Genomic DNA, 15,710 nt, shown 5'->3' on the forward strand with positions numbered 1-15,710 from the left:
TTTATTTCCTTGTCTTTGAATGTCTAGGTGTATTAGCTTTTTACATTCTGATAGGTTCGAGTCAAATCTGTAAACAAAGGGCTAGGAAAACTCCTGCCCTTTTTATCCGATTAAATTTGTCACCCAGATTTGTTTGAGCCAACTGGTTGTTACCGGTATGCTCTGGATGATGTGTTTTGCGACGATACTCTTTTCAAGAGGATTTTGTATAACTGCCATGGGGATGGTTGCCAAGATTGTCAAAGCCATCTGCAAGACAAATAAGGTCACCAACATGGACAAGATACCTGCTGAAACTCGGAACAACTTGCCCCCCAGTTTTTTACTAGGAAGTAAGTGTAAGAGGAGACCAAGCAAACGACCGATGCTATAAACAATCCCAAATACAAGCAAGTAGCCGATCCCTGCGTAAAAGACCTTATCCAACTGAAAGAGTTTATCCGATGGGAAAAAGAAAGTTCCCTGACCTTCCTGCGGATTTGCATAAGGGAGCAATAAATGGAATTGTTCTCCCAGCCCCTTATAAAACTGGCCAGCCATAAAAGCCGATGCCATGGCTGAAATCAGATAATAAACCTGTAAGAGCAGACCTCTCCGATAGCCGATATAAAATCCCCAAGCCAAGACCAATAGAAGAAGGAGTGAAATCATAAGGAATCCTCAATCTTGCTCTGTTCTTGCTTGCAAGTCACCAGCTTGTGACGGAGTTCTTCTAATTCTTGCTCCTTATCATCAAATTCAATCTCACGGCTGAGTTGAGTTGACAAACAGTTGACTGCCAACAAAAGAGCGATTGTTTCATCATCTGCGCTAGGCATTTGTTCTTTAATTGCTTGGTATTTTTCTGTCGCAACCTTGGCGATTTCCTCCATAAAAAGGTTATCATGTTCGCTTGTCAAGGTTAATGATTTTTTCCCGAATGTAAATTTGAATCGATTTAGATTTGCCATAAAATTCACCTCACGATATTATACCAAAATTCGCTAACTTTGTCAGTTTTTACAAATTTACCTGCTTTTATGGTACAATAGAAACTATGGCAAGTATAACACTCACACCAAGTGAAAAGGAGATTCAGGCTTTTCTTGAACACTATCAAACCAGTCTGGCTCCTAGTAAGAATCCCTATATCCACTACTTTTTGAAACTGCCTCAGGCAACGGTTTCTATCTATACTTCTGGAAAGGTCTTACTTCAGGGTGAAGGCGCTGAGAAATACGCTAGTTTCTTTGGCTATCAAATTCTAGAGCAAACCAGCGGACAAAATCTCCCTTTGATTGGGACAGATGAGGTGGGAAATGGTTCCTACTTTGGTGGGCTTGCAGTTGTGGCTTCCTTTGTCACACCTGACCAACATGACTTCTTACGAAAACTCGGTGTGGGAGATTCTAAAACTCTGACCGACCAAAAGATTCGTCAGATTGCCCCTATCCTAAAAGAAAAAATCCAGCACCAGGCACTGCTTCTCTCACCAAGCAAGTACAACGAAGTCATTGGAGACCGCTACAATGCTGTTTCGGTTAAGGTTGCCCTCCATAATCAGGCTATCTATCTCCTCCTTCAAAAAGGTGTTCAGCCTGAGAAAATTGTAATTGATGCCTTTACCAGTGCTAAAAATTATGACAAGTACTTGGCACAAGAGGCCAATCGTTTCAGCAATCCTATCAGCTTAGAAGAAAAGGCCGAGGGCAAATACTTGGCTGTCGCAGTTTCTTCTATCATTGCGCGTGATCTCTTTCTGGAAAATCTTGACAATCTAGGACGAGAACTGGGCTATCAGCTTCCAAGTGGAGCTGGAACAGCTTCTGATAAGGTGGCTAGCCAGATTTTGCAAGCCTATGGTATGCAGGGACTCAACTTCTGCGCCAAACTGCACTTTAAAAATACTGAAAAAGCGAAAAAACGCTTAGAAAGGTAAATTATGAATTCATTTAAAAATTTCTTAAAAGAGTGGGGATTGTTCCTCCTGATTCTGTCATTACTAGCTTTGAGCCGTATCTTTTTCTGGAGTAACGTCCGCGTAGAAGGACATTCCATGGATCCTACCCTAGCGGATGGCGAAATTCTCTTTGTCGTTAAGCACCTCCCTATTGACCGTTTTGATATCGTAGTGGCCCATGAGGAAGATGGCAATAAGGATATCGTTAAGCGCGTGATTGGAATGCCTGGCGACACTATCCGTTATGAAAACGATAAACTTTACATCAATGACAAAGAGACGGACGAACCTTACCTAGCTGACTACATCAAACGCTTCAAGGACGATAAACTCCAAAGCACCTACTCAGGCAAGGGATTTGAAGGAAATAAAGGCACTTTCTTTAGAAGCATCGCTCAAAAAGCTCAAGCCTTCACAGTCGATGTCAACTACAATACCAACTTCAGCTTTACTGTTCCAGATGGAGAATACCTTCTCCTCGGAGATGACCGCTTGGTTTCGAGCGACAGCCGCCACGTAGGTACTTTTAAAGCAAAAGATATCACAGGGGAAGCTAAATTCCGCTTCTGGCCAATCACCCGTATCGGAACATTTTAAGAAATCGAAGAGGCCGAGAATCAAGAATCTCAGCCTCTTCTTCTATCGTGAGAAGTGATCGTTTATTGACTATAGTAAAAACAACCCCAACTCTCACCTATTCATACAAAGGAATTTTATGGAAGTTTATTTTTCAGGAACCATTGAACGGATTATTTTTGAAAATCCCAGCAATTTTTATCGCATCCTCCTCCTAGAAATCGAAGATACGGACGCAGAGGATTTTGATGATTTTGAAATCATTGTCACAGGAACCATGGCTGACGTGATTGAGGGAGAAGACTATACTTTTTGGGGGCAAATTGTCCAGCACTCCAAGTATGGGGAGCAACTGCAAATCAGTAGTTATGAAAGAGCAAAACCAACTAGCAAGGGATTGGTTAAGTACTTTTCAAGTAGCCATTTCAAAGGAATTGGTATCAAGACAGCTCAGAAAATCGTGGACACCTATGGAGACAATACCATTGACGAGATTCTGCAACACCCAGAAAAGCTAGAAGGCATCGCAGGACTCTCTGCCAAAAACCGCGAGGCTTTCGTCTCCACCCTCCGTCTCAACTACGGAACAGAGATGGTTTTAGCCAAACTAGCCAACTACGGCATTCCCAATAAACTAGCCTTTCAGATTCAAGACTTTTACAAGGAAGAAACCCTTGATGTGGTTGAAAATTATCCCTACCAGCTGGTTGAGGATATCAAAGGCTTGGGCTTTACCATTGCTGACCAACTAGCGGAAGAACTAGGCATCGAAAGTCAGGCTCCTGAACGCTTCCGTGCTGGTCTAGTTCACAGTCTTTTTCAGGCCTGTATGGAAACAGGGGATACCTATGTTGAAGCACGGGATTTGCTAGAACAAACCCTTACTCTCCTTGAGTCTTCCCGTCCCGTGGAACTGGATCCCAGCCAAGTAGCTCAAGAACTCTCCTACCTCATCGAAGAAGACAAGGTTCAGCAGATTGATACCAAAATCTTTGATAACAGTCTCTTTTTCGCTGAGGAAGGCATCCGCAGCCACTTGGTTCGTATCCTTGAAAAAGGAAAACAGAAGAGTCAGGATTTAGAAACTATCCAAAAACATATCACTACTGTCGAGCAAGAACTGGGGATTGAGTATGATAACATTCAAAAACAGGCGATCTGCGACGCTATCCAGAACAAGGTCTTTATCCTGACAGGTGGGCCTGGCACTGGTAAAACAACTGTTATCAATGGGATTATCGCTGTTTATGCTCTCTTAGAAGGACTTGATCTCAGGAAAAAAAGCAACCTGCCCATTCTTCTTGCCGCTCCAACTGGTCGAGCAGCCCGCCGTATGAATGAATTGACAGGTTTGCCTAGCGCGACCATACACCGTCATTTAGGAATGACAGGTGACGATGATACCAGTCATCTGGAAGATTATCTGGATGCTGACTTTATCATCGTGGATGAATTCTCCATGGTAGACACTTGGCTGGCCAATCAACTCTTTTCCAACATCTCTTCTAACAGTAAAATCCTCATCGTGGGCGATAGCGATCAGCTACCGTCTGTCAGTCCCGGTCAAGTTCTAGCTGACCTGCTCCATATTCCTTCGATTCCTCAGACCCGCTTGGAAAAAATCTACCGGCAAAGCGAAGAATCAACTATCGTTACCTTAGCTAGTCAGATTCGACAGGGAATCTTGCCAGCTGATTTCACCCATAAAAAAGCAGACCGTTCCTACTTTGAAATTGCTAGTGGCCATATTCCTGCCACCATTGAGAAAATCTTAGGTGCTGCCCTCAGAAGTGGCATCCCCGCCCGTGATATCCAAGTTCTGGCTCCCATGTACAGAGGGACAGCAGGGATTGATGCCATCAACCAGCTCATGCAAGACCTCCTTAACCCACCACAAAAAGACCAACTTAGTTTTGAAGCTCCCCAGTGCCACTATCGCAAGGGCGACAAGGTCATTCACTTAGTCAACGATGCTGAAATCAATGTCTTTAATGGGGATTTGGGAGCTATCACAGACCTGATTCCTGGTAAATACACCGAATCGAAACAAGACGAGATTGTCATTGATTTTGATGGCAACGAAGTCTCTTACCCACGTAACGAATGGTACAAGATTCGCTTGGCCTATGCCATGAGTATTCATAAATCGCAGGGAAGTGAGTTTCCTGTCGTTATCCTACCTATCACCAGTGCTAGTAGGCGTATGCTGGAGCGCAATCTCATCTATACAGCCATTACACGCGCCAAAAGCAAGCTTATCTTACTAGGCGAATTACAGGCCTTCGACTATGCTACTCAACATATCGGAACTGCCCGAAAAACCTATCTGATTGAACGCTTCAGTGATTTATTGGAAACTGTTGAAGAAAAGCAACAAAATGTCTCTGAAACAGCCACATCAAGTACCTCTGAAGAATCCTACATCCTAACCGAAGAAAACTGGGACAGTGTCCCAGCCATGATTGGGATTACTGACGCAGACCTCAAAGAGATTTTTGGAAAATAGTGTATAAGAAAACCCACCAATTCAGGTGGGCTTTTTGTTTATTAATATTATTTAACTGTTGCTGTGCTTGTGATCAATTCAACAGCTTTTTTGATTGTGATATCGTGTTTCAACATATCAGCTGAAAGCAAGCTTTGTACTTGTGCAACTTCCATGTTGTAGTCTGCTGCCAATTGCTCAACTTCTTTTTGGATTTCTTCTTCTGAAGCATCAAATCCTTCAGCTTTCGCAACTGCTTCGATAACAAGGTTAGTCTTAGTACGTGACTCAGCTTCTGCTTGGTATTGATTGTGAAGGTCTTCTTGAGTAGTTCCAGTGATTTGGAAGTACATGTCAGGGTTGATACCTTGACGTTGCAAGTTTCCAAGGAATTCGTTTACTGAACGGTGAACTTCTTCGTGAATCATTTCTTCTGGAAGTTCTACGATTTCAGCGTTTTCCACAGCTTTATCAATTGCTGCACCTTCTACTGCATCTTTGTATGCTTCTTCTTTAGCTTCAGCTAACTCTTTGCGGTATTTTTCTTTCAATTCAGCAAGTGTTTCAACTTCTTCGTCGATGTCTTTTGCAAGTTCATCGTCAAGAGCTGGAACTTCTTTAGCTTTTACTTCGTGGATAGTTGTTACGAATTTAGCTTCTTTACCTGCAAGGTCTTCTGCTTGGTAGTCTTCTGGGAATGTTACGATAACATCAACAGTTTCACCAGCTGAGTGACCTACCAATTGGTCTTCGAAACCTGGGATGAATTGACCTGAACCAAGTCCAAGTGAGAAGTTTTCACCTTTTCCGCCATCAAATTCAACACCGTCAATAGAACCAACGAAGTCGATGACAACAGTGTCGCCGTTTTCAGCAGCAGCTTCTTTGATAACCAATTCAGCCAAGTTGTTGCGTTCGCGTTCGATACGCTCTTCAACGTCAGCGTCAGTTACTTCTTTTTCTACATCAACTGATACTTCAAGGTTTTTGTAGTCACCCAATTTTACTTCAGGTTTTGTAACAACTTCAGCAGTGATAACCCAGTCTTGACCTTTTTCCATTGAAGTTACGTCAATTTTTGGTTGAGCAACGACTTCAAGACCAGCTTCTTTTACAGCTGCTTCATAAGCATTTGGCAAAAGAGCGTTCATAACATCTTGGTAAAGTGACTCTTCACCAAATTTTTTGTCGAAGATAGGGCGTGGAAGGTGACCTTTACGGAAACCTGGAACATTAAGAGATTTCTTCACTGAGTTGAAGACACGGTCCAATTCTGGTTTGATTTGGTCTTGAGAGATAGTGAAAGTCAAGACACCACGGTTTGTTTCTTTGTTTTCAAATGATACAGACATTCTGTCATTTCTCCTTAAAATTTTTTAAATACAGTCTATTATAACATAAATGGGCGACTTTTTTCAAGTAATGAATGCGCTTTTCAATGATGGGAGAGGTACTTGCTTGCTTCTTTGATACTAAGGTCAGCCATTCTTTCCTTGTTTTTCTCAATGAAGCATGCTACCCAATCTGGATTTGTTTTGGAGTAGTCTCTCAGAGCCCAGCCAATGGCTTTATTGATAAAGAATTCTGTTTGGTTCAAATTATGAAGCAGAATCTTTTCCATTAATTGAACATTGGTCTTCTCTTTTCTTAACAACTGGTGGTCAATAGCGACACGTCTCAGCCAGATATTATCTGATAGGCTCCATTTTAAGATTATTTCTTCTAGTTCAGGGTGGTCATACACCAAACTCCCTACTACTCGATCTAGGATATCTACGGTATCCCACCAGGATTTTGTGACGACTAACCGCTCAAGCTTATGTAAATCGCTGTCCTTTAGATAAGACTGCATTGCTTTCAAATAATTAGCAGCCGCATATTGGTATTCTCTAGGCTCCTTTCTCCAGCAAGTATCTACAAAATCCCAATCGATAATCTTTGTTTTTTTCGCTTCTGAAAAGTATTTTTTATAGAGTTTATTTCTTTCTGGCGCCACAACGCCTAGAAAGGAAAATTGATGGCGCATATAGGCCCTGCTTTTTTTGAATCTTTTGCTGCTTCTAGCTCAACAAGTAAATCTGTTAGACTCATCTAAAAATCCTCATGCCCCACCAAGTGATGCTGAAAGGCATAAACTGCTGCCTGGGTGCGATCGCTGACCTCCAGCTTGGCTAGGATATTGGACACATGAGTCTTGACCGTCTTGAGAGAGATAAAAAGTTCGTCTGCGATGCGCTGATTTTCGTAGCCCTTGGCGATGAGTTGAAGCACATCTCGCTCACGCGCAGTTAAGTCCTCATGTAGTTCTATATGATTGCGGTGGTATTCGACCTTCTTACTGACCTCTTGCTCAATGGCCAGCTCCCCAGTAGCTACCTTACGAACAGCGTGCAGCAATTCATCCGCACTTGAAGTCTTGAGCATATAGCCCCTAGCACCAGCATTTAAGACAGGCATGATTTTTTCATTGTCCAAGTACGAAGTCACAATCAAAATCTTGGCTTCAGGCCATTCTTTGAGGATGGCCAAAGTCGCGTCAATTCCATTCATCTCAGGCATGACGATATCCATGACAATAACATCTGGACGCAATTCCAAGGCTAAGTCAATACCTTGAGATCCGTTGGACGCCTCACCCACAACTTCTACATCGTCTTGGAGGTCAAAGTAGCTTTTCAAGCCCAATCGGACCATTTCATGGTCATCTACTAGTAAAATTTTCATCTTTACTCCTTTATCATTCCTCATCTAACAGGGGAATACGGATATCAACTGCCAGCCCTTGCTTGGGAGCTGTCAATAACTGAACCGTCCCTGCCATATCTTCAACCCGCTCCTTGATATTGCGGAGTCCATAACTCAAGTCATCTAAACTCGCTAACTGAAAACCAATTCCATTGTCCACTACCTTCAGTTGCAATTCAAGATCCGTCTGATAGAGGTAGACATCCAGACAAGAGGCCTGGGCATGACGGAGGGTATTGCTGATCAACTCCTGCAAGATGCGGAAGATATGCTCCTCGATTTTCTTAGGTAATTTCGTCACATTCTGCTTAAGACTAACCTTGAGATCACTCTTGTCCTCAAGCTCTTTTAGAAGAATTTGAATCCCTTCAACCAGACTCTTCTCTTCCAACTCAACTGGGCGCAAATGCAGGAGCAAGACCCGCAAATCCTTCTGGGCAGTTTCTAAAATAGCTGTGACACTTTGCAATTGGATCTGCATCTTTTCTCTATCCAGTTTCAAAGCCTGCTGACTGACACCTGACAAAATCATGTGGGCCGCAAACAACTCCTGACTGACGGTATCGTGCAAATCTCGAGCAATCCGTTTTCTTTCCTTCTCAACGATTTCCTCTTCCTGAGTAAGACTGTGATTTTCAGCCTTTTGAAGCGCTTCTGTCAAGAGGTTAAGTTTCCCTGACAAGGACTTGAAACTGGCGTCCAAATCTGGATCTGAAACCTGAACCACTTCTTGCCCTGCCAATAAACGCTTGAGATTGGCCTGCATTTTTCTTAGAGAAAGCTCTTCCACACCTCGCCAAAACAGGGCTAAGAGACAGGTCATGGACATGCTAAATACCAACAACAAAAAAACAAATTTTTCTGTTTTTTCGACATCATGCAGGAAAATAGACCAGTCAAAGTCAAGGATTTCCAGCAAGCTGTGGGAGAAAAATAAGACAAACAGGAAGGAGGTGAGGGCAATGATTACATAAGCTTGTTTTTTCATCCTCTGACCACCTCAACATCTCCAATCATAGTGGTCAAGAAAATTTTGACACTCTTATTACTCTTGAGATAGTCTCTTGTTTCCTGATGATAGTGTTCATTACGGAGGGCTCGCTTGGGCTGGTTGAAAAAAGTCAAATCACCATAGAGACAGTTAACGCTGAGACTGACTTCCACATCGACAGGTACGATGATTTTGGTCGTTCCTACCATCTTTCTGAGGATAATGACATTGTCATGATTGGTTAGGATGACCCTCTCCAAATGAATGGTATCCTTGCCCATGAGGCGAAAAAGATTGATATCATCAAACTGGCAAGTCTGATAGCTTGAAAAATGATGGAGATTTCCAAACCAACGATTTTTCTCCTTCTTAACCGTCACCACCTCTTCAAACACCAAATTGGTTTGCTCTTTTTCCTGATTCATCATCGGATAAAGAAGAAAGAGGCTGTATATAACCGCAACAAAAATAGCTAAAATCACAAAAGGATTGAGCATGACGATGAAAAAGAAGAGAATGGTTGCCACCACCAAAAGAAGGTTATTGCCTTCTTTACCAGTGTAATAACGAATCAAAAGCAAAAAGAGGAATAGAATCAGCAGAAAACGCGAAAAATGCTCTGATACCATCAAAATCAGAGCTCCTGTCAAAAGACAGGTTTCGATAAATAAAAAGATTTTAAATTTTCTCATAGGTTCATCCTCTCCCTTCTATTTTATCACACTTCAAAAAAGTCACCTCAGTCTAAAGATGGAAAAAAGGCGATGGTTACGCCTTTTTCATCTGATCTTTTGCTTCTTTTAATTTTCCGTAGAGAAGATAGTCTACTTTTTGCAGATCTGCTATGGTGGCACAATTAAGGGCACACATAATCAAACGCAGATCGTCTTTCCAGCCTTGGACAATGCCAATCACTTCTTCAACTGTGTAGGTTTCAACCAATTCTAGAACTGTTCGAGACAGTCCCACAGCCTTAGCCCCAAAGACCAAGCACTTAATCATATCCAGCGGATTGCGAACACCTCCACTGACCAAGAGTTGGACCTTGTCTTTCCAGTCTTGGGCATTGAGAAGGGCCTGCATGGTAGACTGACCCCATTGATTGAGGTAGTCACGTTGACCACTGCGACGGTTTTCAATATAAGCAAAGCTGGTACCACCACGACCTGACAGATCCACTGTACGAACACCCAGTTCATAGGCTCTTTCGATGGTCTTGGCATCCATTCCAAAGCCCACTTCCTTTAGGACAATAGGAACGGGGATTTGCTTGCTATAGTCTGCCAGATGCGATTGCCAGCTTCTGAACTTCCTTTCTCCTTCGGGCATGAGTAATTCCTGCATGACATTAACATGCACTTGAAGGAGGAGAGGATTCATCTCTTCTACGGTCTGAAGTCCTAACTCAACAGGCTTGTCCAATCCAATATTGGTTCCAAGAAGGAGATTTGGATGATCAGACTTGACAGAAAAAGAGTCATCTGCTGGATCTTTGAGGGCTGCGCTATAAGAACCCGTTACAAATAAAATACCACAGGCTTCCGCCACCTGAGCTAGTTTTTGATTGATTTCTTTACCTTTTTCACTCCCACCTGTCATGGCATTGATATAAAAAGGAAAATCCCACTTTCGACCAGCAAATTCTGTCGAAAGATCGATTTCATCCAGATCGTAAAGAGGCAAGGAAGAATGAATCAACTCCACCTCATCAAAGCTATTATAGGAACTTTTCTGCTCAAGGGCATAGCGGATGTGCTCATCCTTACGATTTGTCGTCATGTCCTATCCTTTCTTGGTATAAGAGCTCAATCCCCAGATCGGCCCAACGGTTTTTTAGGGTTTCAGTTGATTGCTCATCAAAACTCAAGGCAATGCCACAGTCACCACCACCAGCACCGCTACTCTTGGCAACAGCCTGCAAATCTTGACTGACTTCTTTCAACTGTCTAAGCGAAGGCGTGTAAATATCTACGCTCAAGCCTTCTAAAAGCTGGCTGGCTACTTCTACTTGCTCGATAATTTTTTCTGATTCCCCCTGCTCCAAGGCTTCTACTAAAGCAGCCACCGTTTCTTTTGAGGAGCTTAAAAAATTCTGATTGATATTTTGCTTGATTTGCTGGACCATGTGACTCGATACAGCCACTTCCTTGGTCCATCCCACTAGGAAATCACATTCTAGGGTTGGTTTCACTTGTGAGATAGAAAAGCCCCACTCACGCTCTAAAACTGTCGGCAAGTTTTCTTCTTCCAACCAAGCAGCCACCTTCTGGCGATCAAAAGACTGGTAGAGAATCAAATCTTCTGCCACAATACAGGCAATGTCCCCCATAGAACCATTGTCTCCGCGCTTGAGCAAGACAGCACTGGCCAGCTTGAACAAGAGATCCTGATCAACCGAAAGATTATACAGAGCCAGCAAAGCCTTGATAACCAAGACAACGATGCTACCGCTAGAACCCAGACCAAACTTTTTCCCTTCTCGTTCCATTTTTCCTCGGATTTCCAAAGAAAAAGGTCGCAAGGTCTGCCCACGATAAACGAGGAAATCTTCCACTAAAGCAATCGTTTCTTGAATCAAGCTATAGTCAGGATTTGGTGTCAAGTCTACTGCAAAATCAAACATATCTGAATAGAGGCGGTAGCTATCAGAAAAAGCAGTCTCAGCCCTCATATAGATGGGGATAGCTTTTATCAAGGCCAACTGTCCTGGCTCTAAAATAGCATACTCACCTGCCCAATAGAGTTTTCCGCAAGTTTTAACAGCAATCATCTTGACTCAAATCCTTTGTTTTCGACACAATCAAGCGATAACGTTGACCAAAGATTTCTGAGAGGTGTACCAAGTCTTTCTCTTGACAGAGAACCTTGACATTGGGACCAGCATCCATAGTAAAGTAGCAGGCTTCCCCTTGCTCACGAAGCTGGCGGACAAAGTCCATTGCTTCATAGCTTGCATCCGTCAGATAAGAAAAGGCTGGTGATGCTGTTTTGGTCGTAGCGTGCATAGCCAGGGCATTTTCCTCCGTTAACTCCCCAACCTTGGCAAAGTCATTTTCCTTGAGATAAACCAGCATATCCTGATAATCCTTCTCAGACTGACGCACCCAGTCATCAAAGGTCGTCGAGGTTTCCACACAAAGTTTCATCCCGTCACGGCTAGAGATTGGTTTTTTCTTATCCTCTAGCACCAACATAATCATAGCTAGTTTCAGGTCTGTCTCTACCAGGTAAATCTCTCCGCTATCCTTGTCCCAGGCACCTAATGGTCCATAAAAACTCCGAGAGGAAGAGCCTGAGGCAAATTTAGCCTCCTGTGCCAACTGACTCCGCTCCAATCCAAGCTTAAAATAAGCATTACAAGCCTTGACCAAGGCGGACAAGCCACTAGAACTTGAGGACAGACCCGCTGCAGTAGGCATATTATTTTGAGTATCGATACGGACAAATCCCTCACCAGCTGGACGGTAACGGTCAATAATCTTGCTCATCTTGGTATGCTCCGCCTCATTTTGTAGCTGAGCATTGATATAAAAGGCATCAGCAGTCGCATGGGCTGGTAAAGGTGACAAAGTCGTTTCCGTGTACATATTTTCCAAAGTCAGAGAGATACTGCTAGTAGCAGGCACCATCTCTTTTTCTTTTTTCTTTCCCCAATATTTGATAATAGCAATATTTGCGTAAGAACGTACTGTTACAGGCTCTCTATCCATGTCTGAACAGCTCCTTTCTCTTCTAATCTTTCTGCTAGTTTTTGAGCTTGAGTCAAATTGGTTGCCAAGGCTATGATACAGCCTCCAAGCCCACCACCGCTCATCTTGGCACCCAGAGCACCGTGGCTAAGAGCCGTTTCAACCAAAGAATCTGACTCAGGACTACTGACCCCAATTTCTTTTAAATGTAAATGCGCTTGACTGAGGATTTGCCCCAGCCCCTCAGCATCTTTTCGTGAAATCTCTTCTTCTGCCTGCCGGGTCAATTCTCCCAAAGCATGCAAAAACGGTAGGGCATCCTTGCCCTTGTTTTGAACCACTTGGATGGCTTCACGAGTATGACCATAAACGCCCGTATCGGCAATTACCAAATAGGCAGATAAATCCATCTCAAGCTCTGTAAATCCTACATTCTTAATAAAGCGAATAGGCTGGTCACTGAGACAGGTCTTAGCATCCAAACCACTCGGATTCATATGGGCAATCATCTCAGCCCGATTGACCAAAACTTCTAGTACATCATGAGGCAGTTCTGCCTGATAGTAGTCAAATACCGCACGAATGGCCGCTATGCTGATAGCTGCTGATGAACCCATTCCTCGTTTTTCAGGAATAGCCGAGTCAATCTCACAGCGAATACAAGCATCCTTGATATTTAGATGTTCAAGTGAAGCATACACCGCCATGGATAAGGTATCCTCCTCATAAAGGCGCCAAGGACTCGCTGCAGGAACTACCTTACAAGTCACCTCTACCTCCAAAAGAGGCAGGGAAATGGCAGGATAACCGTAAACGACCGCATGCTCCCCTATTAAAATAATCTTACTATGTGCCTGACCGACACCAACTCTTTTTGTCATTTTTTCCTTTTGCTAGACGAAAAAGCCGTCTCATACTCAATGAAAATCAAAAAGCAAACTAGGAAGCTAGCCGCAGGCTGTACTTGAGTACGGTAAGGCGACGCTGACGTGGTTTGAATTTGATTTTCGAAGAGTATTATTTTTTCCTACAAGTATTTATTCTCTCCTATCTATTTTATTATATTTTCACAAAAAAAGCGATTGTTTCCTTCACAATCGCCTCTTTCATTATTGAACCCATTCACCATTATAGTTGACAGAATAGCCATCTACAGTCGTATTCACTGCCAAAGCACCTGAGCTATAAGCATAGTACCATTTGCCATTAACCTGGAACCAACCTGTCTTCATATCTCCATTACTTGCATTTAGGTAATACCAAGTTGAACCATCTTGATACCAACCAGTTGCCATAGCTCCTGATGAACGGAGATAGTACCACTTGTTACCAAGGTATTGCCAGCCCGTTTTCATATCACCATTTGGCTGGTCTAAATAATACCAAGTTGAGCCTTCCTGATACCAGCCAGTTGTCATAGCTCCTGAGGAACGGAGGTAGTACCACTTGTTACCAAGATATTGCCAACCAGTTTGCATAATACCAGTTGTTGGATCTAGATAATACCATGGAGCAGCTTTTAGCTTATCTTCATCATATGTAAGAGGAAAATCCTTAACCCAACCACGTGCTAGCTCCCCAACAGTCAATCGGTTGATGCGAGAATCAAAACCACCATCCTTCAGTAAATAATACCAGTGCCCCTCATCATAAATCCAACCAGTTTTTAAGGTGTGATAACTACGTTGATCTTCAAAATAATAGACTCGTTTCTCTGCTGGACTATTATATTGTTCCCCATGATGCTTGTTGACATTTGTAGCTGTTTTTGCTTCTAAAACTTGCTTGCCAACAAATTCTTGTAGTACCCCATCTTGACCAAAGTAAAACCAATCTGGTCTAAAAGCAACATCTTGCCTTATAGAAGAACCAATCGTAACCCCTTCGTGTGGAGCAGGTATATATTGCCAACCAACAACCATTTCACCATTATAATCAAAATAATAGGTCTTGCCATCAATCACTCGCCAGTAGGTTTCTTTGAGTTCACCCTTCTTGTAGTAGGTTCTACCATTTTCTTGGACAAATTGCCAACCTTCTGAATCAGCATCATCCGCCAATACTGCACTTGTCGCTAGCAAACCGAAGAAAAAGACTGCCAATGCAATTTGCATCAATTTTTTTATTATTTTCATTAGACGTATCCTCCTGCAAGAATTATAGTAAAAATTAAATTGTATGTCAATATGACGGCTTTAAAATCATATAATAACGAAACATATTAAAAATTGAAACAGTAGTAGTACACTTTGGCTTTGAAAATATTTTTAGAAATTATAGTATATTGAAACTATAATAGTACACCATGACTCCTAAAATATATCATATTGAATCTAGAATACTACATTGTGCATACTAAAATATTCCTAGAAATTAATTTGAATTTCCTAATCTATTTCTTCACATCTTATTTCACTCCACTATATTATGACGCGCTTACAGTCAGCCTTCAACTTCCTGAAATGCAAAAATCCCCTAGCAGACTTTCCTGCTAGGAGATTTTCTTATGAGAGGTACTTATTTAAGCTTTGAAAATCGGACTTATCATCTGATAATTATCAAATAATCTGCCAATTAAGCTTCTTCGTCTTCTTTACGACGACGGCCTGCAAGACCAAGACCAAGTAATGCACTTGCGGCTGCTGCTACCATAGCTACAGTAGAATCTACTGTACCTGTATTTGGCAACTCTTTCGCTCCTGCTTTCTTAGCTGGTGTTGCTGCATGTGAGCCTTGTTCAGCAGATGTAACTGCTTTATCAGCTGGTGCTACTGCATGTGAGCCTTGTTCAGCAGATGTAACTGCTTTATCAGCTGGGATTACAGCTGTGCTACCATCTGGGAAGGTTACTGTAGTTGTGCCATCTTTACCTACTTTAACATCTGTTGCTGTTGGGTTTGATTTCTTAACTGCTTCTGCTACTTTAGCTTTTTCAGCGTCTGTCAAGTTGCTTGGATCTGTAACTTGTGTTACTGATGGATCTTTAACACCATCTGCATCCTTAGACTTATCATCTGCTTTATTAGCTGGGATTACTGCTGTTGTGCCATCTTTACCTACTTTAACATCTGTTGCTGTTGGATTAGATTTCTTAACTGCCTTATCTGCTGGGATTACTGCTGTTGTACCATCTGGGTAAGTGACAGTTGCTGTGCCATCTTTGCCAACTTTAACATCTGTTACTGTTGGGTTTGATTTCTTAACTGCTTCTGCTACCTTAGCTTTTTCTGCTTCAGTCAAGTTGCTTGGATCTACAACTGGTGTTACCGCTGGATCCTTAACTGC

At 42.5% G+C, this 15,710-nt stretch carries 15 protein-coding genes and 1 pseudogene; 3 read left to right on the forward strand and 13 right to left on the reverse strand.

Annotation, left to right across the window (positions count from 1 at the left end):
• Positions 1-102: 102 nt before the first annotated feature.
• Positions 103-651 (reverse strand): CvpA family protein, encoded by a 549-nt coding sequence (locus K4Z77_RS07760; protein WP_224218964.1) that lies wholly within the window; start codon positions 649-651, stop codon positions 103-105.
• Positions 648-950 (reverse strand): cell division protein ZapA, encoded by a 303-nt coding sequence (gene zapA / locus K4Z77_RS07765; RefSeq protein WP_000002019.1) that lies wholly within the window; start codon positions 948-950, stop codon positions 648-650. Before zapA ends, K4Z77_RS07760 begins: the two co-directional genes overlap by 4 nt.
• An 86-nt stretch (positions 951-1,036) precedes the next feature.
• Here zapA and rnhC point away from each other — a divergent pair, with 86 nt between their 5' ends.
• The 3 genes from rnhC to recD2 all read left to right on the forward strand — a co-directional run bounded on the left by rnhC (position 1,037) and on the right by recD2 (position 5,021).
• Positions 1,037-1,918: a ribonuclease HIII gene (rnhC, locus tag K4Z77_RS07770; protein ID WP_224218965.1), complete on the forward strand. Its 882-nt coding sequence runs from the start codon at positions 1,037-1,039 to the stop codon at positions 1,916-1,918.
• Between the two features lie 3 nt (positions 1,919-1,921).
• Complete coding sequence (gene lepB / locus K4Z77_RS07775) at positions 1,922-2,536, forward strand: signal peptidase I (protein ID WP_173268200.1); 615 nt, start codon at positions 1,922-1,924, stop codon at positions 2,534-2,536.
• A 118-nt stretch (positions 2,537-2,654) separates the two neighbouring features.
• Positions 2,655-5,021, forward strand: coding sequence for an SF1B family DNA helicase RecD2 (recD2, locus tag K4Z77_RS07780; protein WP_224218966.1), 2,367 nt, complete (start codon positions 2,655-2,657; stop codon positions 5,019-5,021).
• Positions 5,022-5,068: 47 nt separating this feature from the next.
• Here recD2 and tig read toward each other — a convergent pair whose 3' ends face one another.
• The 11 genes and pseudogenes from tig to K4Z77_RS07835 form a co-directional block, all read right to left on the reverse strand.
• Positions 5,069-6,352: a trigger factor gene (gene tig, locus K4Z77_RS07785; RefSeq protein WP_224218967.1), complete on the reverse strand. Its 1,284-nt coding sequence runs from the start codon at positions 6,350-6,352 to the stop codon at positions 5,069-5,071.
• An 83-nt stretch (positions 6,353-6,435) separates the two neighbouring features.
• A pseudogene (locus K4Z77_RS07790) lies at positions 6,436-7,091 on the reverse strand (DNA alkylation repair protein).
• The gene (locus K4Z77_RS07795; RefSeq protein ID WP_224218968.1) at positions 7,092-7,724 is read right to left on the reverse strand and encodes a response regulator transcription factor; all 633 of its coding nucleotides are present in this window, start codon (positions 7,722-7,724) and stop codon (positions 7,092-7,094) included.
• 13 nt (positions 7,725-7,737) lie between these two features.
• Positions 7,738-8,733 (reverse strand): envelope stress sensor histidine kinase LiaS, encoded by a 996-nt coding sequence (locus tag K4Z77_RS07800; RefSeq protein WP_224218969.1) that lies wholly within the window; start codon positions 8,731-8,733, stop codon positions 7,738-7,740.
• Positions 8,730-9,428, reverse strand: coding sequence for a cell wall-active antibiotics response protein LiaF (gene liaF / locus K4Z77_RS07805; protein WP_084929911.1), 699 nt, complete (start codon positions 9,426-9,428; stop codon positions 8,730-8,732). The genes K4Z77_RS07800 and liaF overlap by 4 nt, the downstream gene beginning before the upstream one ends.
• Positions 9,429-9,504: 76 nt before the next feature.
• Positions 9,505-10,515, reverse strand: coding sequence for a type 2 isopentenyl-diphosphate Delta-isomerase (gene fni / locus K4Z77_RS07810; protein WP_084929910.1), 1,011 nt, complete (start codon positions 10,513-10,515; stop codon positions 9,505-9,507).
• Entirely contained in the window at positions 10,499-11,506 is a 1,008-nt protein-coding gene (locus tag K4Z77_RS07815) for a phosphomevalonate kinase (protein WP_224218970.1), read from the reverse strand. The genes fni and K4Z77_RS07815 overlap by 17 nt, the downstream gene beginning before the upstream one ends.
• Entirely contained in the window at positions 11,493-12,446 is a 954-nt protein-coding gene (gene mvaD / locus K4Z77_RS07820) for a diphosphomevalonate decarboxylase (RefSeq protein ID WP_224218971.1), read from the reverse strand. Before mvaD ends, K4Z77_RS07815 begins: the two co-directional genes overlap by 14 nt.
• Positions 12,428-13,306: a mevalonate kinase gene (gene mvk / locus K4Z77_RS07825; RefSeq protein WP_224218972.1), complete on the reverse strand. Its 879-nt coding sequence runs from the start codon at positions 13,304-13,306 to the stop codon at positions 12,428-12,430. The genes mvaD and mvk overlap by 19 nt, the downstream gene beginning before the upstream one ends.
• A 228-nt stretch (positions 13,307-13,534) precedes the next feature.
• Positions 13,535-14,560 carry a choline-binding protein CbpF gene (gene cbpF / locus K4Z77_RS07830; protein WP_224218973.1) on the reverse strand — a complete coding sequence of 342 codons (1,026 nt, stop codon included), beginning with the start codon at positions 14,558-14,560 and terminating at the stop codon, positions 13,535-13,537.
• A 439-nt stretch (positions 14,561-14,999) separates the two neighbouring features.
• Positions 15,000-15,710 (reverse strand): MiiA motif-containing surface protein (locus tag K4Z77_RS07835; protein WP_224218974.1); only part of this gene is annotated, 711 nt, incomplete at its 5' end.

Origin of the sequence: Streptococcus mitis subsp. hohhotensis (assembly GCF_020089495.2) — a bacterium.
In the GTDB taxonomy this organism is placed as follows: domain Bacteria; phylum Bacillota; class Bacilli; order Lactobacillales; family Streptococcaceae; genus Streptococcus; species Streptococcus hohhotensis.